Source organism: Geomonas sp. Red276, assembly GCF_054784495.1.
In genome coordinates, this window is record NZ_BLXW01000015.1 from 1 (window position 1) to 24,758 (window position 24,758).

Genomic DNA, 24,758 nt, shown 5'->3' on the forward strand with positions numbered 1-24,758 from the left:
TATCAGTACCGCTTTAACCGTCGTTTCGATCTTGCTGCTATGCTTCCCCGCCTCGCTGCTGCCGCTGCCCGGACTGGCAGCCGACCAGAGCGGTGGTTACGCCTAGCGGAAGATTGGCGCTAATCAGGTACTCTTTTTCATCTACCGCGACGGGGAACGGGTTCTATCCGCTGGTATCGCCCGGTTTGCCAGCAATCCCGACAAGGCCCGCCACTACTTTTCCGAGATTCGCATCACGACTACGGCAGTGACCGTCGGAACGATCCTGACCTGTCTGGTGCAGGGGGCAACGGCCGGGCTCGGGTATTTCGTCGCCGGAGTCCCCGCCCCTGTCCTTTGCGGTGCGCTGACGGCGCTGGCGGCGCTCGTGCCCGTGGTCGGCACCGGCATCGTCTGGGTGCCGCTGGTGGCCCTGATCGCCATCAACGGCGCCTATCTTAAGGCAGGCCTCCTGGCGCTTTGGTGCCTCGTCTTCGTGGGCCTTGCCGACAACGCGATACGCCCGCTGGCCATTGGCGCCAAGAGCGACATCCCGGTGCCCGCCATCGTGCTCGGAGCGGTCGCGGGAGTTTTCGAGCTGGGGGTTCTCGGACTCATCGTGGGACCCGTTATCTTCGCGAGTCTCATCACGCTTTGGGGGGATGTGACGGGAGGCGAGCGGTCGCCGGAACCGGCCGTAACGCCCGTGGAACCTTCCGGCTGATGGCCAAGCTTCCCTGGCATCGGCAGAGCCCCCGCGGCAAGCGCCCCCCAAAAGGCCACGCGCGAGAGCTTCTTGGCAACGGATGTTCCGCCGGCGTTGGCGCGCGCCGTGCGCGGCCAGGCCAAAGGCAGGTTTCCCGCCCGCCTCCTTGAGGAAAGCGCTACAGGTCGTCGTGGGGCGCGGTGCGCACCTGTTCGGCGACGGTGCGGAAATGGAGACCATAGATGGTGAGCGTTATGGTCACCGGGAGTAGCCGGGGCTTCCTGAGGAGTGTCCAGAAGAAGGCCTTCCAATAGTGCAGCCGCTCCTTCCCCAAAAATCCGATGAAAAGGATGGATCGAAAGAATGCCCTGATATCACGCCGCTGTATCGTGGAAAACGGGGATGGTCCCGACAGCCGGTACTGTTTCAGGAAGGTCATCAGGCGTGCGTAGAAGTAATCGGGGGAATAGATGGTCGTCACCAGGCGCTGGTAGCCGTCGACCAGTGCCTGCGGGTTCATCTTCGGGACGTAGGTGAGGGTGGTATCCGTGTTGTTCCCGTTGGCGGTGCCGAGGATTCTTCCCTCGCGGGAGAGCCGGCTGTGCAACCTTGTCCCCCGCAGGACCATCAGGATTCCCACCATGGCGGTAACGATGCCGCTTTCCTGAATGAAGCGGAACTGCTTGTCGAAGATGGCCGGAGAGTCGCTGTCGAAACCGACGATGAACCCCCCCTGCACCTGGAGCCCGGCCTGCTGGATGCGCTGGACCGAGGCGACGAGATCGCGGTTGCGGTTTTGCACCTTCCCCGTTTCCTTAAGCGAACCCTCATCCGGGCTCTCGATGCCGATGAAGACCTCCTGGAACCCGGCGGCGACCATCAGTTTCATGAGCAGCGACTCATCGGCGAGATTGATGGAGGCCTCGGTGTAGAAAAAGAACGGGTGCCTACGCTCCCTCATCCACGACAACATGGACGGGAGAACTTCCTTTTCCAGCTTCCCCTTGTCGCCGATGAAGTTGTCGTCTACGAAGAAGACCCCTCCCCGCCACCCCTTGGAATAAAGCGCCTCGAGCTCGGCAAGCACCTGGCCGGAGCTTTTAGTTCTCGGCCGGTGACCGAAGAGCTGGGTGATGTCGCAGAACTCGCAGTCGAAGGGACATCCCCGTGAATACTGGATGTTCATGGAGGCATACTTACCCATGTCGATGAGCGACCAGCGCGGAATCGGTGTGAGGGCGAGGTCGGGACGGCGGTCGGGAACGTAGAGCCGCTGGGGGGTATTTTTTTCGAGGTCTTCCAGAAAACGGGGCAAGGTCACCTCGGCCTCGCCGAGCACCAGGTGGTTCACCTGAGGGAATTCGTCATGGCAGGTGGTGAAAAGCGGCCCGCCCCCCACGGTCTTGATCCGCAGTTCGTGACATCGCCCCAGAATTTCCTGTACGGACTCCCTCTGGACGGTCATGGCGCTGATGAACACATAGTCGGCCCACAGGAGGTCACCATCGGAAAGCCGATCCACATTCAGATCTATCAGCCTGAGTTCCCAGCATTCCGGAAGCATCGCCGCGACGGTGAGGATGCCCAGGGGAGGAAACGCCGCCTTCTTACCGATAAACGGCATGGCATAACGGAAGCTCCAATACGTATCAGGGCACTTCGGATAGACGAGCAGAATCTTCATTTCCGCCTCTTGAGTCTGTCAGACTTTGGCAATCGCGGAGCCTGCGCTTGATGTAAAGGGGTTTAAAGAGTTTCTCGCTTTCGTACCACCGGCGGTCGCGATGGGTGTAACTAGCGGTGGTCTTTTTTAGATGTGAGCCATCCAGGGGAAGATAACACTTAGGCCATTCTAACCCGATCTCTCCTCCTGTCAATTTGCAGGCTGTGCTTGCCGCACGGGGGTGGAAAGCACGGACGGGCATAGGGAAGCTGGATTTCGGTTTGTCACAACTTTTCCTGCCGATATAATTCCGGGGTAGGCTCGTCTTAGGCTTTGCCGCAGGCCCGGGCGCCTCTTTCAACCGCGTCCGGATGTTGCCATCGCCGCCATAGGGATATTCCAGATACGTTGAAGAGTTCGGCGTGTTGGTTCCCGCAGTGGCACACCCAATTACCCTCTGGAGAAAGCTTATGACATCCCATAGGTCCGGATACAGAAACATCGAGGAGGCTTTGCGCTTCAGCGAGGAACGTTACCTGGCCCTGTTCCAGGAAAATCCGACCATGATCGTTACCGCCGATTCCGACGGAAACGTGCTCTCCGTCAATCCATTCTGCGCGAACCGACTGGGCTACACGGCAGACGAACTGGCCGGTCGGTCGGTGCTGAGGCTGTTCCACGAAGGGGATCGGGCTGCGCTGACGGAACAGTTGAAGTGGTGCCTGAATAAACCCGGCCAGGTGCATCACTGGCAGTTCCGCACCATTCGCAAAGACGGTGAACTTCTGTGGGTGGATGAAATAGCACGGGCGGTTTATGACCTGGACGGCACGCTCAACGTGTTGCTCCTCTGTCAGGACCTGACCGATCTGCAGCGGGCGGAGGAGGCGATGAAAAATTCCGAGACCCGCTTTCGCCGTCTCTTCGAAACGGCCAAGGAAGGGATTTTGATCCTCGACGCGGACACGGGGCAGATCATCGAGGTGAACCCTTTCCTGATGGAGCTACTCGGCTACAGCCGCGAAGAGTTGTTGGCGAAGAAGCTGTGGGAGATCGGGCTGTTGGCGGACTTTGCGGCAAGCAAAGACAACTTCTCGGCTTTGCAACAGAATGAGGTTATCCGCTATGAGAATCTCCCTTTGATAACCAAGGACGGCCGGCAGGTCGATGCCGAGTTCATCAGCAACGTCTATTCGATTAATGGCACAAGAATGATCCAGTGCAATATCCGGGACATCACCGACCGCAGGCGGGCCGAAGAGGAGATCGCCAGACTCAACGGCGACCTGACGTCGCGGGCTGCCGAACTGGAGGCTGCCAACCGGGAGCTGGAGGCTTTTAATTTTATGCTCGCCCATGACCTGTGCCAGCCGTTGCACCTTATCAGCACTCACTGCCAGGCGGTTCAGATGAAGTGCGGCGACCAGATAAACGGGGAGTGCGCCGGTTATCTCCAGGAGGCCTGCCAAAGCGCCGTACGCATGCACGACACCATCGAGGCCCTGCTTAACTTCTCGCGGATCGCCCTCACTGAACCGCGCAGAGAAATGATCGATCTGTCGGCAATGGCGCGTGAGGTTACCGACCGTTTGAAAGGTGCCGAGCCCGAGAGGCGGGTGGCTCTCCGGATCGCCGACGGAGTTCACGCCGAGGCGGATGCGGACATGCTGCGGATCGTCCTGGAAAACCTCTTCAATAACGCCTGGAAACACAGCGGCATTAAGGAGGGGGCGGTCGTCGAGTTCGGCGTTACCGAAACCGAAGGGGTATCCACTTACTACGTGAGGGACAACGGCACCGGATTCGATCAGGAAGGTGCCGCCCAACTCTTCATCCCCTTCCGGCGCCTCCCCGGCGCAGAGGGATACCGGGGTTTCGGCATCGGTCTGGCCACTGCGGAAAGGATCATCCGGCGTCATGGCGGCAAGATATGGGCCGAGGGGGCCCCGGGCAAGGGAGCGACCTTCTACTTCACCCTCTCGGCGAAAACGGCCTGACCTGCCTTCACGGCAATTACCCCTCAGTTCGACCCCTGCATGGAGCCCAAGAACTCGGCTCCGCTTGGAAAGGTGCAGCAGCAATTATTCCTGCACTGTCGGATCATCCCCAAGTCACTAAAAAACCGTCTGTTTGCCTCTAAAATCCAGTCCTCGTCTCCGCCATATTCTTCCTCACAAATATCTGCGCTGATTGCCGCACGGTACGTCCTTTTCCAAAAAACTTAAGCACTACCCTCCAAAAGACCTCAAGTTGCGCCCTCGTGGGGGCCGACGGGAAGGATTTCTTCTATTGCCTGGCGGCGAAACTGTAGGAACCTCACCTCAGCCGCCTCCTGGTCCGATGGCAGGATCTGCTTGTTTGTTGTCATTGAACTCGCAGCGACCGTGTGCAATGATGCCGCCATGAAAACTACCGCTGACGAGAGTTCGAAAAAGAGGGCGATTTGGCGCACGGTTGCCGTCGCGGCCTACCAAGGGGCCGAACTGCTCGACATCACCGGGCCGATCGAAGTCTTCTCCATGCTCAACCGCTGCCTGGACGACCAGGCGGGTTACCGGATCGTGCTGCTCGCCGAGGCTCCGGGCCCCTTTTCCTCATCCCCTGGGGTTCGCCTGGTGGCGGACGCCGCGTGGGAGGACCACCCGGACGGCATCGATACCATCGTCGTGCCGGGGAGCCCCGACGATGCCTTGGATCGGGCGCTGAAAAACGACCGGCTGATCGGTTGGCTGAAGGGGGCCGACCGGAAGGCCCGCCGGGTGGTCTCGGTCTGCACCGGTGCCTTCCTGCTGGCGGAAGCGGGGCTCCTGGACGGCAGGCAGGTGACCACCCACTGGATGGACCTGGACCGGCTGGCGGCCTGCTATCCGCAGCTGACCGTCGAGAGGGACGCCATCTACGTGCGGCAGGGGAACATTGCCACCTCGGCGGGCGTGACCGCCGGGCTCGATCTTGCCCTGGCTCTGGTCGAGGAGGATTTCGGCCGCCAAACCGCCTTGGCCGTGGCACGCCGCCTGGTCGTCTATCTCAAGCGCCCCGGAGGGCAGGCCCAATTCAGCACACAATTGCGGGCCCAGATGGTGGACGGCGGCCCCCTGGCGCCGCTCCTTTCAAGGCTGAAGGAGAACCCGACGGAGAGGTACACCGTCGAGGGTCTGGCCGATCTCTGCGCCATGAGCCCGCGCAACTTCGCCCGGGTCTTCCGCAAGGAAACCGGCACCACGCCCGCCAGGTACCTCGATCAGCTGCGTCTCGAGAAGGCGGTCGGCATGCTGGAGGAGAGCACCCTCCCGGTCGCCCAGGTGGCCAAGGATTGCGGCTTCACCTGCCCGGAGCAGCTCAGGCGCGCCTTTATCCGGCAGGCCGGGATCAGCCCGGTCGGCTATCGCAAGCGGTTTTCCCGCGGGGAGCGGCCATGAATTATCAGTTCAGGAAAGGGGAAGTGGTGACGGTGCTGGCGAGCCAGGCGGTGGCGGTCCGGGTGCTGTCAGGGCGGGTCTGGATTACCCGGGACGGCGACCCGGCGGATTACTGCCTGGAAGCGGGGATGTGCCTCCCCTCTCCGCAGGCGGGACACCTGGTGATCGAGGCGCTGGAGGAGGTCTCGCTGGCCGTCGTCATGGAGCAGCCGGCCTCGCCTGCGGCGCGGGTCATCCTGTCACTCACGTGCCAGCCGCACGGCTAGGCCCTTGGCAAGCGCCAAGGGCCTTTTTTCTGCCAGCTACGGGAAGGAATTACTGGGAGAGGATCAGTGCGCTGTAGGGGGCGATCGAGATGTTCGCCTCGAAGGAGAGCCCGTCCCGGCTGGCCGGCCGCGCCTCGGTGGCGAAGCTTCCGAAGTTGCCGAAGCCCGGGTCGTAAGCCCGGGAGTCGCTGTTGAAGCGGACCTCCCACTTCCCTCCCCTCGGGAGCCCGAGGAGATAGCTGTCGTAGGAACGGTTGGCGAAGTTGAGGATCACCACCACGTCGTCGCCTCCGCCACCCGCCTCCCAGCGGTGGAAGGCAACGAGCTTGTCGCTGTTGTTGACGTGGAAGACGTTGACGTTTTGCCCCCGCAGTCCCCGGGTGTTGTTGTACCAGTTCCTCCGCAGCCGGATCAGGTCCTGGTAGAGCTGGTAGATCCCGCTGAATTTCCCTTGCGGAGCGCAGCGCTCCGGCAGCTCGGGGCAGTCGCTGCAGGAGATCGACTTCTCGCACGGCCCTCCGGCCGCGGAGAGGCATTTGAGCCGGCTGGTGAGGCAGCTCCGGCAATCGGTATCGACATCGCAGAAGCGGCTCCAATCCACGCCGTTCACCGCGCGGTTGTCCCCGAACTTCCGCCACTCCAAAAGCTCCTGCCCCTGGAGGAACATCGGCATCCCCGGCGAGGCCATCATCAGGGCGGTTCCCAGACCGATCCGCTTGCGGACCAGCCAGCTTTCGTCGACCCGGGCGAAGTCGATGCAGTCGGTGAGCCGCGAGTGCGCGGCCTGGTCGTGGGTCTCGATGGCGACCACCCGCTGGTAGCGGTCGGGGCCGTAGCTCCCCTCGACTATCCTGCGGATCTCATCCATGTTCCGGTCGCCGTCCCAGCTCTTCGCCAGCTGGTCGCGGCTCACGCCGATGAAGGCCGCGTCCCACTGCGCGCCGAAACCGGCCCCTCCGGCTCCGGTATCCTTGGTGATCCATTCGTTCCCCTGGAGGTCCTCGGCGATGGTGAGGAGGTTGCGTTTGCCGTGCTCGGCCCGGACGCAGTTGTTCATCTCCTGCAGCAGGCGCCAGCCGTCGGGGAGGTCGTGGGCGGGATCGTTGTTGTTCCCCTTGGCGTTGCGTATGTTCACCACCGAATCGAAGCGCACCCCGTCGATCCGGTACTCCAAAAGCCACATCATCAGGTTGTCGCGCAGGTAGTCGCGGACCTGGGGCCTGCCGTAATCGGGACGGGAGCCCCAGGGGGTGGCGGCACGCGGGTCATTATAGAAGTAGACGCCGCCCCCATCCTGGAGGGGACCGCCATCGACGGAAAACGGCTGCTGCCACGGGGTGATCTGCCAGAGCGACTTGGGACCTTCGGGATTTAGGTGGTTGTACACCACGTCGAGGAGCACCGCGATCCCCCGGGCGTGGGCGGCATCAACGAACTGCTTGAGCGCGGCCGGCCCGCCGTAATCCGCCTCGACGGCGAAAAGCCCCGCCGGGTTGTAGCCCCAGGATCTTTCGGTGGGGAACTCCGAGGTGGGGAGGAGCTGGATCGCGTTCACCCCGAGCTTTTGCAGGTACCAGAGATCGTCCAGGACCCCCTTCAAAAGCTCGGAGCCCTCCACGCTCTTGTCGGGGTAGGTCCCGGTGTGCATCTGGTAGATCACCAGCTCGTTCCAGGGGGCCATCCGGAAGTCGTTGACCTTCCAGTCGTACCCCCCAAGGTAGACGATGGAGTTGTCCGCCGCACCGACCATCAGCTGCGCCCGCGGATCGCTCTTGTCCTTGCCGTCCACGCGGTAGAGGTACTGTTCCCCCTCCTTCACGTCGGCGACCGTCACCGACCAGCAGTCGTTCCACTCGTTGAGCATCGGGTAGCTCCGCTCGTTTCGGTTGTCGTCGTAAACGACGAGCCTCACGTCCCCCGCAAAAGGAAGCCACGCCCGGAACCGCACGCCCTCCTCGACACGGACGGCGCCGAGATCCTGCATCCGGTACTCCGACGCGTAAAGCCCTTGTCCTTCAGTAGTCAATGCCATGTCTCCTCCGTTGACGCCTGCGCCGGCCGCCTGCCTGCGGCCGGGCAGGCCCTCTGTTTACAGCGGCTGCTCACCGCTCCAGCCGTTATTCGGTGCCGTCTGCCAGTTGTGATAGATACGGTCGTTGGTCCCGACGTAGAAGATCTCCAGCCTCCCGTCGGCGTTGCGGCCGACGGTGATCTGCTTCGCCAGCCCCAGCATCGGGTTCTCGCCGCTCCAGCCGTCGTTCGGCCTGGTCTGCCAGTTGTGGTAGATCCGGTTGTTGGTCCCCACGTAGAAGAGCTCCAGGCGCCCGTCGGCATTGCTTCCCACGGTGAGGTTCTTCGCCAGGCCGCCCAAGGCCGCCTCGCCGCTCCAGCCGTTATTCGGTGCGGTCTGCCACTTGTGGTAGATCCGGTCGTTGGTGCCGACGTAGAAGATTTCCAGGCGACCGTCCGCGTTGCGGCCGCCCACGATCTGCTTCGCCAGCCCCCCGAGCGCCCCCTCACCGCTCCACCCGCCGTTGGGGGCCGTCTGCCAGTTGTGGTAGATGCGGTCGTTGGTGCCGACGTAGAAGATCTCCAGGCGGCCGTCGGCGTTGCGGCCGACCGTGAGCTGCTTGGCGGCACCCCTCATCGGGGATTCGCCGCTCCAGCCGTTGTTCGGTCTGGTCTGCCAGTTATGGTAGAGCTGGTTGTTGGTTCCGATGTAGAAGATCTCCAGGCGCCCGTCGGCGTTGCTGGCGACCGCGATCTGCTTGGCCGCCCCTCCCATCGGCTGGTCGACCACCCAGCCGCCGTTGGGGGCCACCTGCCAGCTGTGATAGATGTGGTTGTCGGTGCCGACGTAGAATATCTCGCACCTGCCGTCCTGGTTGCGTCCGGCGACCACCTGCCGGGCCATCCCCCCGATGGCGACCGCGCCGTGCCAGCCGCCGTTGGGGACCACCTGCCAGTTGTGGTAGAGGACGGTGTTGGTGCCGACCGAGAAGACCTCGAGGCGGCCGTCGGCGTTGTTGACCTGGCAGAGCTGGGTGGCGAACACCGCTGCGGGATCCGCCTGCTTGAAGGTCATCACCGGCGCCGGAGGGGAGATCTGCACGATATTGAGGCCGGAGGGGGAACCGTCCCACCAAGTCGAGCTCGGCGCGGTCGCACAGGTGAACTGGGTCGCCGCCGGCGCCGCAAAGAGATCGTTGCCGTCTCCGTAGTTGGTGAGGTGCTCCAGGTGGTACTGGTTGTCCGCCTGCTCGAGGGAGCATTCGTAATGCTGCGAGGGGCTCATCTGCTCCCAGTTGTTGCTTCCCAGCTCGTCCACGTGCCAGATCGCCAGCCCCGCATCGGGGAGCCCCTCATTTCGCCCGCTCTGCTGCAGGTTTTCCAGGATGAAGTATTCGGTCGGCCGGTTGGGGACCGCGTAGAGGAAGAACCGGTTCTGTCCCGCCGGCGCCGAGGCGGTCATCCCCTCGGTGATCCTGGTCACCTCGGTCGCCCACCCCGCCTTGTACTTGAGGTAAGCGCAGACGCTCGTCGGGTTCTTCGGCGTGCCTCCGTAGGCCATCAGGCAGTACCGGCCGTTGCCGCACGACTCGTAGCCATAGTCGTAGAGATCGGGGAAATCGCAGAGCATGTGGCCGTTTTCGTGGCAGAAGGTCCCGATCGAAAGCTCGCTTCCCATGTCGGTGATCTGGTAGTCCGAGAAGATCTTGCCGCTTCCCGCCGAGTAAGCGCCCATGGCCGAGGAATGCGGCCACAACCCTTCCGCCCAGTTGTTGACCACGTTACCGGCGTAGAAGACGTTGAGGGCGTAGACGTACCCGTCCTCGTCGCTGCTTAACCGGCTGAAATCGAACTGCTTCGCCTTCAGGTCGTCGAGCGCCTCCCGGATCAGCTCCTGTGCCCGCACCCCGCAGGAAACCGCCGGATCGGTGTAGTAGGCGCGCGGGTGCTTGGTGGTGTAGTAGGAGGTGACGATGTTGGTGTATTGGAGGCGGCCGGCGGAGTTGTCGAAGTAGTAGTCATAGACGGAGCCTTGATTGCCATAGTTGCTGTAGCCCCGCTTGTTGCAGAAGTCGGTGACCTCCTGCTGCGGAATGGTATCCGGGACGTCGGGGAACCTGACCAGCAGACAGAGGCCTACGTAGGTGCCAGTACGGGTCTCGGAGGGAGGAGCGGTCAAGGGACCGGCGAGCTTCAGCGCCTGCTGCAGCCCGGCCCGCCTCTTTTCCCGGCGGATCTCCCAGCGCCTTTTGGTACCCAGGGACTGCTGTGCAGCCAGCGCCAGACCCCGGATGGCGTGCGGAGTCGGCCGCAGCCCCGGGTGGAGCCCCAGGCTTTGGGGATCCGCACTCCCGGCCCGGATACCCGACGGGACCAGGGAAGCCTGGTCCTGGGCCAAGATCGCGTAGTCGTAATAGCCGGTTTCCGGATTGCGGACGACGGAATAGCCGTCGTATTCGAAGATGGCGAAGTTCTGGTCCCCCCAGCCCTGGACATCGATGCTGGTCCCGTCGGGATTACTGAGGGTGAAAGCCCTGTTCGCGAATGGAATGCTCATAGCGTCTCCTTTGATAATTGGTATTGATCTGCAGTTGTTACGGCTCTCCTGATCACCTCCTTTTGGTGGTAGAGCTGCTGACGTTGCGCCCCCTCCCCGGCCAGGGATTGCGGACGCGAATCCCCCCCGCAGCGCCTCTTTCGGGAGGTGGTGTCCCGAAGGGTGAACCGGCAGGGGGTGGCCTGGCGATCAAATTAGAAAAGCCTAACACCAAACAAGGTCAAGGCAAGAGAGGATTGACGGGAAGATGGCGGCAACCAATCTGCCCCCCCGAAGATAATGAAAACTGCACCTGTACAGGGAGGCAGTCGGCGCCTATGCTTCGGATCATCCGACCGGCGGAGAGTAGAGATGGTAAAAGAAGGGGTGCTGCGGTATACGCAGGGTGGTTGTTCTCAAAGAAAAGGAGAATCAAGTGCTTGAACAATTGAAATTAAGGGTGGCGTGCTTTTCCTCGTTTATGGTGCTCGTTTCCATGAGCCCCCTCGCCTTTGCCGAAGATCTTACCTTCCCGCAAGGATCGGCAACGCCGTCCGAGACCTGCGGAGAGTGTCACGGAGCCATCTACCGGGAGTACCTGCTGGGGGTGGGGAGCGACACCCATAGTGCGCACGCCCGTGGCAAGGACGGCTCCGCCATTGCGCTCCCCGCCAAGGTCAGTTCCTCGCCGACCGCCCACGCCACCGCGCTAACCGAAAGCCGCGGCGTCAACGTCAAGGACTTCCACTGCAGCAGCTGCCATTTCCCCGATCCCTTCGACCTCAAGAACGGCGGAGCCAACCCGAAGGTCGAGCCCAAGACGGCGGCGGGCGCCAACGGCGGACTGACCTGCGCCAGTTGCCACCTGACGCCGGAGGGCTCGATCCGCGCATCCCACGCCGTCAAAGCCCCGCACCGGACCGTGGTGGAATCCGCCCTCCAGAGTTCGACCATGTGCGGGCACTGCCACGGGTACGCGGCACCTGAAAAGCGGGTGGTCGGCAAGATGTTCCAGACCTTCCTGGAGTGGCAGGAGGATTACTACAAGACCGGCCTCGGCAAGCAGCAATGCCAGGACTGCCACATGCCGCGGACCCTGCGCAAGACCGCGGAGGATTTCGATGTCCCGCCCCGCGCGGTGGCGCGCCATCTCTGGACCGGTGCGCACTCCAGGCAGCGTCACTTAGGCTCCCTGAGCCTCACCGTCATCCAGCCGGACGCAGCGAAGCGCCTGCTCAATTTCGAGGTTGCCAACGTCGGAGCAGCGCACTCGATACCGACCGGCGAGCCTTCCCGGGCCGTGTTTTTGCGGGTTGAGGTGCTGGATAAGAAGGGGGCCGGCAAGGCCCGGAAGGAGTGGATGTTTGCACCGAGTTACGGCGACCGCCCGGACGACAAGGCGTTCGTGGAGGAGGACAAGAAACATTCCAACGACGCAGCTGCCCGCGCGGACGCCCAGGGGCCGCACGAATCGTCGCTGCGCGCAGGTGAGGAGCGGGTGCTTTCCTGGGAACCGGCCCTGCCGCCGGGTGACTACACGGTGAAGGCGGAGTTACTCTACACCATCGACCGCTTCCAGGAGAAGCCGCTCAAAGAGGGTGAGTCGGAGATAACCAGCGCTACCCTCGCCATCACGACCAAGTAAGCCCGAAAAGGCCTGGTACTGCCCTATCCGCAGTACCAGGCCTTGCAGAGAAGCTCGATTCCCTTCTCGATGTCGCCGATCCCCACCCCGCCAAAGCCGAGCAGGAATTTCAACGAATCAGCTTCGCCGCCGGCGTGGGTCGCCGAGAATGGAAGGAGCCTGACTCCCGCCCCCAGTGCCCGATCGATCAGCTCACCTTCGTTCAGGGAATGATCCTTGAGCTGCAACACGACATGCAATCCCGCCCCCTGCCCGAGTACGGCGGCGCGGGCGCCGAAATGGCGCTCCACCGACTGCAGCACGGCGTCATGTTTCTTCTTGTAGAGGGCCCGCATCCTCCGGATGTGGCGGTCCCAATGCCCCTGTTCCATGAACTCCGCCAGGGTCCTCTGCTCCAGCAGGGATACCGAGGAAAAGTAATCCCGGAACACCCTCCGATAAGCGTCCAGCAGCGAGTGCGGCAGAATCAGGTAGCTCACGCGCAGAGCCGGCGACAACACCTTGGAAAAGGTGCCCGAGTAGACGATGTTGCCGTCGGGATGAAGCCCCTGCAGGGAAGGGATCGGTTTGCCGTGGTAGCGGAGCTCGCTGTCGTAGTCATCCTCGACGATCAGCCTCCCTTCCGACTTCGCCCACTCGATCAACTTTAGCCGGTTGGCGATTGGCATCACGCATCCCAGGGGAAACTGGTGCGACGGCGTGACGTAGGCGATGGTAGAGCGGCTGGCGGCCAGGAGGTCCAGGTCCATCCCGGTGGCATTGACCGGGATAGGGGAGAGCTCGAAGGAGTGGTTCCGGAAAACGGACCTCGGCAGGTGGTAGCCGGGGCTCTCGACCGCGACCACCGGCCGGCGCTCCCTCATAAGCTGGGCGACGATGTCGAGGCCGTTTTGGAGGCCGGAGCAGATGACGACCTGTTCCGGCTGGCAGATCACCCCGCGCGAGCGTTCGAGGTACTGCTGGATGTGGCAACGCAATCCCCATTCGCCCTGGGGGTCTCGATAGTCGAGGAGTTCGCCGGCGTTTCTCCGCAGGCACTCCAAGAGGCACTTGCGCCATAGCGGCACCGGAAAGGCGTTGCGGTCAAGCCGTGCGGGGTGGAAGTCGATTTCGCAGGGGGGCGCCACCGCCGGGAGAGGGCCGGCCACCCGCTCCTTGGGAGGTATGGGGGAGAGGACACCATCCGGGGCGAGCGCCGACGCGAAATACCCGCTGCGCGGCCGGCTGTAGATGTACCCTTCCGAGAAGAGCTCCTGGTAGGCGGTGTCGACCGTGTTGCGGCTGATGGAGAGTTCGGAAGCGAGGTCCCTGACCGAGGGCAATTTCGTATCGGAAGGGAGCTTCCCGGAGAGAATGTCGTCTTTGATGGCGTTATAGAGTTGGGTGTACAGCGGGACCGGACCGGCGTGATCGAGGACGAACATGGCACCCCCTTGTCGAAGTTACCGAATGGTACCCCATCCGCCGCGCCAGCGTCAAAGGTAAACTGCCCCTATTGCTGCAGACCATTTGCTCCCAAAACGAAGGGGCAGACGGGGGCTCCCGGTCCTCGCCCGATAGCGAGGCGGACTCCCGGCCAACTGCCCATTTCTCTGGAAACCTCGGCGCGACACGTGGTAGATTGCCGGGCGGAGCATGGGAGCACAGGGAAACGCATGAATCGCATGGGCGTCCCGCTAGTGGCCCAGGGAAACGCATGAACCGCATGGGCGTCCCCTAGTGGCCCTCGCCCGATACCGAGGCGGACTCCCGGCCAAGCGCCCATTTCTCTGGAAACCTCGACGCGACACGTGGTAGATTGCCGGGCGGAGCATGGAAGCACAGGGAAACGCATGAACGCATGGGCGTCCCGCTGGTGGCTTAACGGCAGATGGAGTCGGCAGATGCGGCAATCGACCATTCAGTACCTTTCGCCGGCGGGTTTGGAGGGAGTGGAGCTTCTTTTCTGCCCCGACTCCGGCTTCAACTTCGCCCCCCATTTCCACGAGGCGTACTGCATATGGCTCAACACCGACGGGGCGGAGCTTTACTCGCAACGAGGAACCACCGACATCCTTAATCCGGGGAGCTTCGGCATCGTGGCACCGGGGGACGTCCACGCCAATCGAGCCATCAGCGACTCCGGCCGCCGCTTGCTCACCTTCTACGTCCAGGAAGCGCAGATCCGGCCGCTGCTGAGCGAGACGGGTGGAAAATCCGAAACCCTCTTTAACAGCGGCTTCTATCACGACCCCGAATGCTTCGGCCTCTTGGCCAGGCTCTTCAGCGTCCTTTCCACCTCCCCCTCGGTGATCGAAAAAGAGAGCGCCTTTCTGGAGGTATTCGCCCTGCTGGCAGGGCGCCACGGCCTGGTCCGCCCCCACGCCTCCTACCGGGCCGGCGACAGCAGGCGGATCCGCGAGACGGTCCGCCTCTTTAGGGACCGCCTGGGGGAGAGCATCACCCTCGGCGAGATCGCCCAAGGGCTCTGCTGCACCCCCTACCACCTGATCCGCTCCTTCAAGAAGGAGTGCGGGCTCTCTCCGCATGCCTACCTTTTGCGCCTGCGCCTCGAGAAGGCGCGCGAACTGATCCGCCAGGGACTCCCCCTCGTCGAGGTAGCGCTGCAGGCAGGCTTCGCCGACCAAAGTCACCTGACCCGCCACTTCAAGACCAACTACGGCATCACGCCGGGAGGTTTCCGGCAGCAGATGCTCGGCCTCTCCTAAGGTCAATTTCGTTCAAGACGCCCCCACGGTCCCGGCGCTATCCTCCCCCCATGGAGGACGCTTTCATGCACGATACCGGCTACACCGCGACGCGGCAAAACGAGGTGCGGGGCACCCTGACCGGGTCCACCGCCATCCTCATGTGGGGAGCCTTGGCGACACTGACCTCGTTTTGCAAGGAGATCCCCCCCTTCCAATTGACCGCCATGGCGTTCACCGTGGCCACCGGGATCGGGCTCGTCTGGATGAGACGGCAGGGGCACCGCATGGGAGAGCTGTTCCGCCTTCCCGCTGCCGCCTGGGCCTTGGGAGTTTTCGGCCTTTTCGGCTTCCACTTCTTCTACTTCATGGCTCTAAGGGAGGCACCGGTCGTCCAGGCGAGCCTCATCTCGTACCTGTGGCCGCTTCTCATCGTGCTCTTCTCCGCGCTGCTCCCCGGGGAGAGGCTCCGCTGGTACCACGTGGGCGGCACCCTTGCCGGGCTTCTCGGTGCCGGTCTGATCGCCACCGGCGGAAGGTCGGTCACGCTGAGTCCCGAGCATCTCCCCGGCTACGGATTCGCCATCCTCTGTGCCTTCACCTGGTCGGCCTATTCGGTGCTCTCCCGTCTCTTCAAGGCGGTCCCCAGCCATTGCCTCTCGGGGTTTTGTGCGGTGACCGCCCTGTTGGCCCTTGGCTGCCACCTCCTTTTCGAGCCGAGTGTGATGCCCGAGGGTTTTGGTTGGGCCGCCGTTTTCGGCCTGGGGCTCGGCCCGGTGGGAGGGGCTTTCTATACCTGGGACGTCGGGATCAAAACCGGCAACATCAGGGTCCTGGGGGCGCTCTCCTACGCCGCCCCACTGCTATCCACGCTGCTCCTTCTCGTCTTGGGGAAGGCCGAGCCGACCTGGGCGCTCGGCGGGGCGTGCGTGCTTATCGTCGGGGGATCCGTGCTGGCATCGGGAGACATGCTCCGCGCCCGGCGGGCCACCCCAGCCATCATCGAGGAGAAACTATGAAAACCATCACGTGGAACGATTTCGAACAGGTGGAGTTACGGGCAGGCACCATCATCGAGGTGGAAGATTTCCCGCAGGCGCGCAAGCCGGCCTACAAGATTACCGCCGACTTCGGCCCCGAGATCGGCACCAGGCGGTCCAGCGCCCAGGTGACCGATCTCTACGGAAAGGAGGAGCTCATCGGCCGCCAGATCATCGGGGTGGTGAACTTCCCCGCCAAGCAGATCGGGCCGATGAAGTCGGAGTTTCTCGTCTGCGGCTTCTACCGGGAGGACGGTGCGGTCGTGCTGGCCGTGCCGGAGCAGGCGGTGCCCGACGGAGCCAAGCTGGGGTAGCTCCCCGCGGTGGAGATGCCCCCTGAGACAGCTGCACAGGGTTTTTCATCTTGACATGTCATCGCCCGTGAGCTATTAAGCCCCCTATAACTGAAGCAGCATCGATAGACGACAATACTAAACCATCCGCGAGGATGGGACGGAAAGCCTACAGGGTCTCACCGAGACAGCCGGGTCGCCGAAATATCAATTTGGATATTGAAGCCCCGGCTTTTTTGCGTCCAGGGACTTACCTGAAGTCCCGCGACTGCCAGTGGAGGCGGCCATACAGCCATCACCACTGAGCCCTACTATCAGAAGGAGGAAGACATGAAGAAGCTGATCATCGCATGCCTCGCGGCCACCCTATCCTTGACGGCAGCCACGGCAGGAGCGGAAAGCATCAGCGGCAGGGTTGGCCTCACCGGCCGCGTCGGGTTCCAGGTTCCGGCCGACAACGAGTCCGATTTTTTCCACAACAGCACTGACACCGGTATCGTCGGCGGAGGCGGCATCATCTACGGCATCGACAGCCGTTTCGCCGTGGAAGCGGAAGTCACCCGCAGCGGCTTCGGTTCCGAGACCGGGGACTTCGGGGTCACCGACGTCTCGTTCGGCGGGCAGTACCGCTTCGCCAACCTCGACCGCAGGTTCGTCCCCTACCTCGGGGCCGGGCTCGACATCCTTTTAAGCGATTACTACCCCTACGGAGGCGGGACCCGTGACGTCGACACCACGGTCGGCGTTCACCTCTCCGGCGGCCTCGATTACTTCATCCAGAGGCAGCTGGCTTTCACCGCCGAGCTCAAGGGTGTGCTGGCTCCCGACACGGACATCAACGACCGCTTCGGAACCCACGTCGGCAACTTCGATCCGTCGAGCTTCTCCGGCACCTTCGGCCTCCGCTACTTCTTCAACTAACCCATCACGAGGATGTTCATGAAGAAAACCACCATCTCGATCGGCCTGACCGTGCTGGCGCTCACGCTTGCCGCTTCCAACGCCCTGGCCTCCGCCTCGGTCAACATCAACCTCAACGGCTACCTCCCCGCCCCTCCCGGCGTGACCGTCCTGGTGCAGGACGGCCGTCCCTACTACCGGGAGCACGGCAGGGTCGTCTACCTGGAGAGGGATGAGCGGTACAAGGAGCGCCACCACAAGAAGAAGCACGGCCACGCCTACGGGCACCGCGACCACGACCGGGACCGCGACGAGCGCGGCGAGCACGGTGAGCACGGGCATCACAAGCGCTGACCGACTCCCCGCTTCCACCTCTGAGAACAAGAAAGGCCCTTGGCGCTTCCAAGGGCCTTTCGTATGTTCGTTCTCCAGAAACCTTCCGCCGCCCTCGACTCCGGCTACCACCGCCGTTCCCCTGGGCGGAGTTCCTCACCGCCCACGTCGTTGCGGCCTGGCGCGAAATGGCCTTGCCACTGGAGGAGAATTAATCTAGATTGGGCAGCTGCGACGGCTTACCCGGCTTTGCCAAGAAGCGGGTGCCATGGCCGCGGCAAGGAAGGACTCCCCCTGGGAACCCTCCCTTCAAACTGCAATGAAAGTGGAATGTTATGATCAACGGCAAGAAAGTTGTGGTCGTTCTTCCCGCCTATAACGCGGAGAAGACCCTGGAGATGACCTACCGGGAAATCCCCTTCGAGTTCGTCGATGACGTGGTCCTCGTCGATGACGCCAGCCGCGACAACACCGCGGAGCTCGCCCAAAAACTCGCCATTCACACCGTCATCCATCCCCAAAACCGCGGCTACGGCGGAAACCAGAAGACCTGTTATGAGACCGCCCTGGGGCTCGGCGCCGACATCGTGGTCATGCTGCACCCCGACTACCAGTACACGCCCAAACTGATCGTCGCCATGTGCGCCATGATCGCCTACGGCGAATTCGACGCCGTGCTCGCCTCCCGCATCCTCGGCGTCGGGGCGCTCAAGGGAGGGATGCCGCTCTACAAGTACGTCGCCAACCGCTTCCTCACCCTGGTGGAAAACCTGCTGCTCGGGCAAAAGCTCTCCGAGTACCACACCGGCTATCGCGCCTTCTCCCGCGAGCTGCTGGAAAACCTCCCGCTGGACCGCAACTCCGAGGACTTCGTCTTCGACAACCAGATGATCGCCCAGATGGTGTGGGGAGGCTACCGGATCGGCGAGGTCTCCTGCCCGACCAAGTACTTCGAGGAAGCCTCCTCCATCAACTTCCGCCGCAGCGTGATCTACGGCCTGGGCGTGCTCAAGACGGCCGTCGAATTCAGGCTCTGCAGGATGGGGCTCTCCGTCAGCGCGATCTTTCCCCCCAACGCAAAAAAAGGCCCCTCCCGGTAACGGTTGGGGACCGCACCCAAAAAGGCCCCGCCTTATCGAGAGGCGGGGCCTTTGTCGTTTCCCCCATCCTCACCCTTTCCCTCCCCTTGAAGGGGAGGGAAAGTTGGGGTGAGAGGGGATCAGCAGCGGAGCATCAGTAGCGCTCGTAGGCTTCGTCGACATAGGGCTCGTCGCTTAGGTCGATGCTGTGGCCGGCTCCCTTGGCGGCGGCGAAGGTCTTCGCACGCTTGGGCCCCTTCTTGACGGCAGGCGCCGGGGGCCTGACGGGGGCCTTGCGGACCGGCTGTGCCCCTTCCGCGAGCTTGAAGAACCCCACGGTGTCCTGGAGCTGGGCCGCCTGGCTCGAGAGCTCCTCCGCGGTGGAGGATATCTCCTCGGCGGCCGAGGCATTCTGCTGGATCACCTGGTCGAGCTGCTGGATCGCCTTGTTGATCTGCTCGGCGCCGGTGTCCTGTTCCCGGCAGGCGGCGCTGATCTCCTGGACCAGCTCGGCGGTCTTCTGGATGTTGGGGACCATGGTGGAGAGCATCTCCCCGGCCCTCTCCGCCACGTCCACGCTGGTGGCGGAGAGCTCCGAGATCTCGGCGGCCGCCCGCTGGCTCCTTTCGGCGAGCTTTCTCACCTCGGAGGCCACCACCGCGAACCCCTTGCCGTGCTCCCCGGCCCGGGCCGCCTCGATCGCCGCGTTGAGGGCCAGGAGGTTGGTCTGGCGGGAGATCTCCTCGATGATGGAGATCTTGCCGGCGATCTCCTTCATGGCGGTCACCGTCTGCTGGACCGCCCGCCCGCCCTCCTGGGCGTCTTGGGAGGACTTGGCGGCGATCTTCTCGGTCTGCATCGCGTTGTCGGCGTTTTGCCTGATGTTGGAGGACATCTCCTCCATGGAGGAGGAAGCCTCCTCGGCGGACGCCGCCTGCTCGCTCGCCCCCTGCGACATGGTCTCCGAGCTCCCCGAAAGCTCCTGGCTCCCGGCGGCCACGTTGTCGGCGGCCGATTTCACCTCGCTCACCACGCTGCTCAGCTTCTCCACCATGGCGGCCAGGGCCTGCATCAGCTCGTCCTCGGGGGAGCGCTCCGTGATCTGCACGGTCAGGTCTCCCTGGGCAATCTGCTGGGCGGCATGGGTGATCCTGCGGTTGGCATCCACCGAACTCTTGACTGCCGCGGCCAGCGTGTCGAAGGTCCCCTTGACCTCCGCGGTGTCGGCATCGGCCGCCTCGGTGGCGAGCTCAACGGCGAGATCCCCCCTGGCGAGCCTCTCGAGCCCTTCCACCAGCTTGCCGGTCTCGTGGTTCTGGTAGTCGGCCACCTTCTGCGCCTTGCGGGCGGCCTGCTTCACCGCGGTCAGGTCGGTCACCACCTCGAAGGCACCGAGCACCGTCCCTTGGCTGTCGCGGATGGGGACGCCGGTATAGGCGATGTCGAGGTCGAGGCCCGCCGAGGGGTGGGCCGCCGTCTCGCTGGTGGCATCCTGCGAGGTATTCATCGCGCGGTAGCAGGCGCAGTTGGGGGTCTTGCAGTCGCCGGTCTTGAAGTGGTCGTAGCACTTGGTACCCGCCACCTGCGCGGCGGTCTTCCCTCCCACCCGCGCTCCCAGCTCGTTCATGTACAGGACGTTGAACTCCTTGTCGACGATCATGGCGGGGGCGGGCATCTTGTCCAAGAGGCTCACCAGCCGGTCGATGGTGACGTTCACCCCCTGGACGATGTCCCGGTAGGCCCCCTGGTGCCTCGCGGCGTCGGCCCGCACACCGAGGCGCCCCTCGGTGGCCGCCGCTGACAGCATGGTCGCGTCCGCGCTCAGCGACGATACCACCTCGACGCAGCTGTTGAGGGCGGAGGCGATGGTCTCGAAGGTCTCCCGCACCCCTTTGGTATCGTCGTCGGCGGGTGCCGTCGCGATGGTGAATCCCAATTCTCCGGCGGCCAGCTTGGAAAGCCCGTCCACCACCTTCCTGGTCTCCGCCTCCTGGTATTCGGCGACCTTCCGCGCCGTTCTGGCCGCCTTGACGATGGCGGTCTGGTCGGAGACCACCTCGAAGGCACCGATCACCTCCCCGCCGTCGGCGCGCAAAGGAACCGCGGCGTAGGCGATGTCGAGATCCACCCCAGCGGCGGGATGGGCATCCGTCTCACCGTGGCACGGGACCCCCTTGAGCATGGCACGGCCACAGGCGCACTTCTCGGTACGGCAGTCGGCAGTATTGAAGTGGTCGTAGCATTTAGTCCCCACCACTTGGGACGGCTGTTTCCCCCCGACCTTCGCCCCCAGCTCGTTCATGTACAGGACGTTGTAGTCGCGGTCGACGATCATGGCCGGGGTCGGCATGCCGTCCACCAACCCAACCAGCCGGTCCATCAGGCGGTTGATTCCCTCCACCGCCACGCGGAATCGCCCTTCGTGGCGGGAGGCATCGGCCCGCGTGGTGAGTCGTCCCTCCACCGCCGCCTTGGTCAGGAGCTCCATATCGGTGGTGACCGCCTTGACCGCCTCGGCGGTCTTGCCGAGGTTCGCCATCAGGAGGTTTTCGCGGTTGGCGGAGACGTCGATATCGAGGTCGCCCGCCGCCATCCGCTCGGCCATGCCGGCCGCCTCGACGATGTTGGCGGCCATGTTTTTCATGGCACCGGCAAGCTTTCCGGTCTCATCCCCGGAATCGACCACGATCTCGAAGGAGACGCTCCCCTTGGCCAGCTCGTCGGCAGCCGTGATGAGCCTGCTGACCCGGCGGCCGAGGCGGGAGGAAACCAGGTAGGCGAGGATCAAGACGGCGGCCACGATGACGAGGGTTGCCGCGGCGATCTTGATGCGGACCGCCATGATTTCCTTGTCCAGGGTATCGACGTAGAGGCCGGTCCCGATGACCCATCCCCACGGCCGGTATGTCTTCACGTAGGAAAGCTTCCTGACCGCCGCGGTCTGCCCGGGCTTGGGCCAACGGTACTCGACGATCCCCTCCCCCTTGGTCCTGCCTACCTCGGCGAACTCGGTGAAGATCGCCTTGCCGTCAGGATCTTTGAGCCCGCTCTGGTCCTTGTTCTCCATCTCCGGCTTGATGGGATGCATGATGATGCGGGCGTTGAAATCGTTGATCCAGAAGTACTCGTTGCCGGCATAGCGTAGCGACCTGATCCGCTCGAGCGCCCGCTTCTGCCCCTCGGCAAGGGGGAACTCCCCCTTGGCGACCCGCTCCTGATAATCGGCCACCAAGGCCACCGGTATGTCGATCACCGACTTCAGGGTCGCCTCCCGCTCGGCCACCACCTTCTGCTCAAAGGTGGGGAGCAGGTAGAGGAAATTCAGCAGGGTGATCAGCAGTACGGAGACCATGGATATCCCCATGATCTTTGCCGAAATGCTCCAATCTCTCAATCTGACGTACCGCATGTCTCGACCTCCGGCGCCTTCTTTTTCGGTTAGTCCAGCACGTACTCTCAAACTTCCTGAAAGAGGAGGTTGGTCTGTAGAAACAGACACGGCAGAGGAAACTTCCGTCACTGGCAGAGTAAATAGATCGGTATTTGAGTCAGAAATATTGAGGTTTTTTAGGGGAGATTATTCACCAGACAGTATGCGGCGGATACTGATAGACAGTAAGAGAATCACTGATGCGGAAGCAGGGGTGCGGCACTGGCTACCCGCAGAAGGGGGCTGGCCCCAGCTCCCCGCGCCCCCTCCGATCTGGCGGGGGCGCAGGGAGAGGAGAGGATCAGCGCCGGGGGCGGGTGGCGAGAGAACGGGGGAGTGCGGAGCGGGCAAGCGAGAGGATGGTCCCCGCCCGGCCGGCTAGCAGGATGCGGTCACCCGTGCAGCTCACCGAGGCGAGGTAATCGGCGGTACCAACCTGCCACGCGCTCCAGGTGCTGCCGTCTTTAGAGGTCGCCACCCTGCCGTCGGTGCCGGCGGCCAGAAAGCTCGCGCCGCACCAGGCGACGTCCGAGGCGTGCCAGGAGGAGCCGAAGGGAGTTTCGCCATCGCTCCAGGTGATCCCGTCGGGTGAGGTGTGGACCGGGTTCGGGTAGAGATCGCTTCCCCCGGGGAGGCCGGAAACTGCCACGAAGAGGGCGCCGTTCCAGGCGATCCTCCCGTTGGGGGCTCCGGTGCCAACGGTCCAGGTCGCGCCGTCGGGCGAGGTCAGGCCGGTACCGTTGCCGCCGGTGACCACCAGCCGGCTTCCCGACCAGGCGACCCCATAGAGGGGGCTCGTGGTTCCCGAGGGGCGGCGGGTCCAGTTCCCCCCGTCCGGCGAGGTGGCGATGGTTCCTTCCCCCCCCACCGCCACGAAGACGTTCCCGGTCCAGGCCACCGCGTAGAGGTCGCGGGAGGTCCCCGACTGCTGGCGGGTCCAGATCCCCCCGTCCGGAGAGGTAAGGACGGTACCTTCGCCCCCCACCGCCACGAAACTGTTCCCGGACCAGGCGACGTCGTAGAGCGAGGCGGTGACGCCGGAGCTCCTGGTCTCGAAACCGACTCCATCGGAGGAGGTGACGATGGTCCCCCGGGCACCGACCGCGACGTAGCGCGAACCTGACCAGGCCACCCGGTAAAGATCGGCGGCGGTGGAGGAGTAGGCGAGGCTCCACGGGGTGACGGCAAGGGGGAGGGAGGCGGCGAGCGACCCGGCGGAGGCGGTGATGGTGGTGAGGCCGCCTCCCAGGGCGGCCACGATTCCCTTGGTCCCCTGCTGGTCGCTCACGGTGGCCACCGACTGGTCCGACGATCTCCAGGCGACCAGCATGGTGGCGTCGCGCGGGACGTGGTCGGAGAAGGTGCCGATGGCCCTCATCTGGCCGGTCATCCCCATGGCGAGGACCGGGTCCCCGGCAGCGAGGGGACCTTCGAGCTCGAGCGACAGCAGGGCCGCCGAGATGACCGACATGGTCGCGGCGCCGGAAAGGTCGCCGATGGTGGCGGTGATGGTGGTGGAGCCAAGCCCCACCGTGGAGGCGCATCCCCAGGCGATGCAGGCGCTGTAGGCGACGTCGGTGGAGGAGACGAGCGCCACCGACGGGGCGGACGAGGACCAGTCCGCCGTGGCGGTCAGGTCCCGGGTGGTGTGATCGGCCAGGGAGGCGGCGGCGGTGAACTGCTGGGTCATGCCGACCGGAACGTTGGCGGCGCCGGGCGACACGACGACGGAGTGCAAGGGGGCACCGGACAGGTTGTCCCAGAGGTAGCGTTCGGTCCCTTCCGGGAGCCCGTCGCCGTCCCGGTCCACCTCGATGCGGACTCCGTAGCTCAAGGGGGTGATGAGCGCGCGGCCGTTGCCGTCACCGGAGACGACGATGGGGCCCCCGTGGCAGGGAGTGCCTCCCACGGGGGCGAAGGAATAGGGACAGTCGGTGGAAATGTCGAAGTACCCGGATTTTTCCAGGTAGACACGGCCGGAGTAGGCGACCTCCAGGTAGGGGGGCGATGCGAAGCGGTAGCAGATGGCGAGATCCTGGAAGCGGAAGGTGCCGCCGGAGGCGTTGTCCCGGCCGTTCAGGTTGATGGTGACCGTTTCCGCGCTTTCCGGCAGCGAAATCCGCATCCGGAGCGAGCCGTCGAGCATGACGTCGCACCCTGCTCCGCGAATCGACCAGGAGGTGAAGCTCATGGTCCAGTCGGTGATGACTCCCAGCTGGGCGTTGACGGCCCAGACCTGCAGGGTGGCGGTGCCGTTGTTGGTGTAGCCGTCGCCGTCGTTGTAGTCGGAAAAGCCGACGGCAATGGTCCCGGTGCCGGCACCGTCGTCGAGGGTCCCCTTCAGCGTCATGGTGCCGCTGACTCCCCCGGCGATGGTCTGATCGATGGCGATGGCTTCGCGAGCGGTCCTGGCCCGCCCGCCGGCGGAGGGGAGCTGCCGGTACCCGTTGCCGAGACACCGGGCCAGCCGCCGGGTAACAGCGAACCGGTCGTGACGGCCCGGCACCACCTTGGCGACCGCCGCCGTCGAGAAGACGCTCCCGAGCGCGCTCCCCCCGTCCCAGATCAAGGCGAAGAGCTCCCGCGCCGCCCCCGTCGTGACCGCAGCCGGAGCGGTCGATCCCGTGTAGACGACCCCGCCCCCCTCCCGGGTCACCGCCCCCCCGCCTCCTCCGCCGCAGGCGGTCATGAAGGCCGCCAACCAGAAAGCCCACCCAAGCCCCGCTACGACGCGTCTCATGGTCACGCCTCTCCCCTCCGACCGATCGTTTG

17 protein-coding genes, 1 pseudogene and 1 riboswitch are annotated in these 24,758 nt (G+C 63.9%); of the genes and pseudogenes, 12 read left to right on the forward strand and 6 right to left on the reverse strand.

Annotated elements, in window-relative coordinates; all coding sequences use genetic code 11:
• A pseudogene (locus ACYVL5_RS11865) lies at positions 1–123 on the forward strand (IS1595 family transposase); the annotation flags it as partial.
• A 16-nt stretch (positions 124–139) separates the two neighbouring features.
• A complete protein-coding gene (locus ACYVL5_RS11870) occupies positions 140–703 on the forward strand; it encodes an AI-2E family transporter (RefSeq protein WP_460595888.1) in 564 nt (187 codons plus the stop codon).
• A gap of 160 nt (positions 704–863) precedes the next feature.
• Here the strand turns inward: ACYVL5_RS11870 and ACYVL5_RS11875 are convergent, their stop codons facing one another.
• Positions 864–2,369 (reverse strand): B12-binding domain-containing radical SAM protein, encoded by a 1,506-nt coding sequence (locus tag ACYVL5_RS11875; protein WP_460595789.1) that lies wholly within the window; start codon positions 2,367–2,369, stop codon positions 864–866.
• Between the two features lie 491 nt (positions 2,370–2,860).
• Between ACYVL5_RS11875 and ACYVL5_RS11880 the strand changes: the two genes are divergently transcribed.
• The 3 genes from ACYVL5_RS11880 to ACYVL5_RS11890 all read left to right on the forward strand — a co-directional run bounded on the left by ACYVL5_RS11880 (position 2,861) and on the right by ACYVL5_RS11890 (position 6,033).
• Entirely contained in the window at positions 2,861–4,345 is a 1,485-nt protein-coding gene (locus ACYVL5_RS11880; protein WP_460595790.1) for a PAS domain S-box protein, read from the forward strand.
• Between the two features lie 405 nt (positions 4,346–4,750).
• On the forward strand, positions 4,751–5,767 hold the full coding sequence (locus tag ACYVL5_RS11885; protein ID WP_460595791.1) for a GlxA family transcriptional regulator: 1,017 nt from the start codon (positions 4,751–4,753) through the stop codon (positions 5,765–5,767).
• Positions 5,764–6,033 (forward strand): DUF2917 domain-containing protein, encoded by a 270-nt coding sequence (locus tag ACYVL5_RS11890; protein ID WP_460595792.1) that lies wholly within the window; start codon positions 5,764–5,766, stop codon positions 6,031–6,033. Before ACYVL5_RS11885 ends, ACYVL5_RS11890 begins: the two co-directional genes overlap by 4 nt.
• A 49-nt stretch (positions 6,034–6,082) precedes the next feature.
• Here the strand turns inward: ACYVL5_RS11890 and ACYVL5_RS11895 are convergent, their stop codons facing one another.
• Together ACYVL5_RS11895 and ACYVL5_RS11900 are read right to left on the reverse strand one after the other, a co-directional pair.
• Positions 6,083–8,065 carry an alpha-amylase family glycosyl hydrolase gene (locus ACYVL5_RS11895; protein ID WP_460595793.1) on the reverse strand — a complete coding sequence of 661 codons (1,983 nt, stop codon included), beginning with the start codon at positions 8,063–8,065 and terminating at the stop codon, positions 6,083–6,085.
• Positions 8,066–8,122: 57 nt separating this feature from the next.
• A complete protein-coding gene (locus ACYVL5_RS11900; protein ID WP_460595794.1) occupies positions 8,123–10,600 on the reverse strand; it encodes a M6 family metalloprotease domain-containing protein in 2,478 nt (825 codons plus the stop codon).
• 415 nt (positions 10,601–11,015) lie between these two features.
• Between ACYVL5_RS11900 and ACYVL5_RS11905 the strand changes: the two genes are divergently transcribed.
• Positions 11,016–12,224, forward strand: a complete 1,209-nt coding sequence (locus ACYVL5_RS11905) for a hypothetical protein (RefSeq protein WP_460595795.1) — start codon at positions 11,016–11,018, stop codon at positions 12,222–12,224.
• 23 nt (positions 12,225–12,247) lie between these two features.
• Here the strand turns inward: ACYVL5_RS11905 and pdxR are convergent, their stop codons facing one another.
• Complete coding sequence (gene pdxR, locus ACYVL5_RS11910; RefSeq protein ID WP_460595796.1) at positions 12,248–13,648, reverse strand: aminotransferase-like domain-containing protein; 1,401 nt, start codon at positions 13,646–13,648, stop codon at positions 12,248–12,250.
• 459 nt (positions 13,649–14,107) lie between these two features.
• On the opposite strand from pdxR, the gene ACYVL5_RS11915 reads away from it, so the two are divergent.
• The 6 genes from ACYVL5_RS11915 (at position 14,108) to ACYVL5_RS11940 (ending at position 18,577) form a co-directional block, all read left to right on the forward strand.
• Entirely contained in the window at positions 14,108–14,932 is an 825-nt protein-coding gene (locus ACYVL5_RS11915) for an AraC family transcriptional regulator (RefSeq protein WP_460595797.1), read from the forward strand.
• A 65-nt stretch (positions 14,933–14,997) separates the two neighbouring features.
• Positions 14,998–15,930 (forward strand): DMT family transporter, encoded by a 933-nt coding sequence (gene yddG, locus ACYVL5_RS11920; protein WP_460595798.1) that lies wholly within the window; start codon positions 14,998–15,000, stop codon positions 15,928–15,930.
• Positions 15,927–16,265: a tRNA-binding protein gene (locus ACYVL5_RS11925; protein WP_460595799.1), complete on the forward strand. Its 339-nt coding sequence runs from the start codon at positions 15,927–15,929 to the stop codon at positions 16,263–16,265. The genes yddG and ACYVL5_RS11925 overlap by 4 nt, the downstream gene beginning before the upstream one ends.
• Positions 16,266–16,371: 106 nt before the next feature.
• Positions 16,372–16,448: riboswitch (cyclic di-GMP riboswitch) on the forward strand.
• 126 nt (positions 16,449–16,574) lie between these two features.
• Positions 16,575–17,165, forward strand: a complete 591-nt coding sequence (locus ACYVL5_RS11930) for an outer membrane beta-barrel protein (RefSeq protein WP_460595800.1) — start codon at positions 16,575–16,577, stop codon at positions 17,163–17,165.
• Positions 17,166–17,183: 18 nt separating this feature from the next.
• Positions 17,184–17,498 carry a hypothetical protein gene (locus tag ACYVL5_RS11935; RefSeq protein ID WP_460595801.1) on the forward strand — a complete coding sequence of 105 codons (315 nt, stop codon included), beginning with the start codon at positions 17,184–17,186 and terminating at the stop codon, positions 17,496–17,498.
• A 314-nt stretch (positions 17,499–17,812) separates the two neighbouring features.
• Positions 17,813–18,577 carry a glycosyltransferase family 2 protein gene (locus ACYVL5_RS11940; RefSeq protein ID WP_460595802.1) on the forward strand — a complete coding sequence of 255 codons (765 nt, stop codon included), beginning with the start codon at positions 17,813–17,815 and terminating at the stop codon, positions 18,575–18,577.
• A 133-nt stretch (positions 18,578–18,710) separates the two neighbouring features.
• Here ACYVL5_RS11940 and ACYVL5_RS11945 read toward each other — a convergent pair whose 3' ends face one another.
• Complete coding sequence (locus ACYVL5_RS11945; protein ID WP_460595803.1) at positions 18,711–21,965, reverse strand: cache domain-containing protein; 3,255 nt, start codon at positions 21,963–21,965, stop codon at positions 18,711–18,713.
• Positions 21,966–22,287: 322 nt separating this feature from the next.
• Positions 22,288–24,726 (reverse strand): Ig-like domain-containing protein, encoded by a 2,439-nt coding sequence (locus ACYVL5_RS11950; RefSeq protein ID WP_460595804.1) that lies wholly within the window; start codon positions 24,724–24,726, stop codon positions 22,288–22,290.
• Positions 24,727–24,758: the final 32 nt, after the last annotated feature.

Coding starts and splice junctions, on each gene's coding strand:
- ACYVL5_RS11875 (WP_460595789.1), bottom strand. CDS start 2,369: ATGAAGATTCTGCTCGTCTATCCGAAGTGCCCTGATACGTATTGGAGC.
- ACYVL5_RS11885 (WP_460595791.1), top strand. CDS start 4,751: ATGAAAACTACCGCTGACGAGAGTTCGAAAAAGAGGGCGATTTGGCGC.
- ACYVL5_RS11890 (WP_460595792.1), top strand. CDS start 5,764: ATGAATTATCAGTTCAGGAAAGGGGAAGTGGTGACGGTGCTGGCGAGC.
- ACYVL5_RS11895 (WP_460595793.1), bottom strand. CDS start 8,065: ATGGCATTGACTACTGAAGGACAAGGGCTTTACGCGTCGGAGTACCGG.
- ACYVL5_RS11900 (WP_460595794.1), bottom strand. CDS start 10,600: ATGAGCATTCCATTCGCGAACAGGGCTTTCACCCTCAGTAATCCCGAC.
- pdxR (WP_460595796.1), bottom strand. CDS start 13,648: ATGTTCGTCCTCGATCACGCCGGTCCGGTCCCGCTGTACACCCAACTC.
- ACYVL5_RS11915 (WP_460595797.1), top strand. CDS start 14,108: ATGCGGCAATCGACCATTCAGTACCTTTCGCCGGCGGGTTTGGAGGGA.
- yddG (WP_460595798.1), top strand. CDS start 14,998: ATGCACGATACCGGCTACACCGCGACGCGGCAAAACGAGGTGCGGGGC.
- ACYVL5_RS11925 (WP_460595799.1), top strand. CDS start 15,927: ATGAAAACCATCACGTGGAACGATTTCGAACAGGTGGAGTTACGGGCA.
- ACYVL5_RS11930 (WP_460595800.1), top strand. CDS start 16,575: ATGAAGAAGCTGATCATCGCATGCCTCGCGGCCACCCTATCCTTGACG.
- ACYVL5_RS11935 (WP_460595801.1), top strand. CDS start 17,184: ATGAAGAAAACCACCATCTCGATCGGCCTGACCGTGCTGGCGCTCACG.
- ACYVL5_RS11940 (WP_460595802.1), top strand. CDS start 17,813: ATGATCAACGGCAAGAAAGTTGTGGTCGTTCTTCCCGCCTATAACGCG.
- ACYVL5_RS11945 (WP_460595803.1), bottom strand. CDS start 21,965: ATGCGGTACGTCAGATTGAGAGATTGGAGCATTTCGGCAAAGATCATG.
- ACYVL5_RS11950 (WP_460595804.1), bottom strand. CDS start 24,726: ATGAGACGCGTCGTAGCGGGGCTTGGGTGGGCTTTCTGGTTGGCGGCC.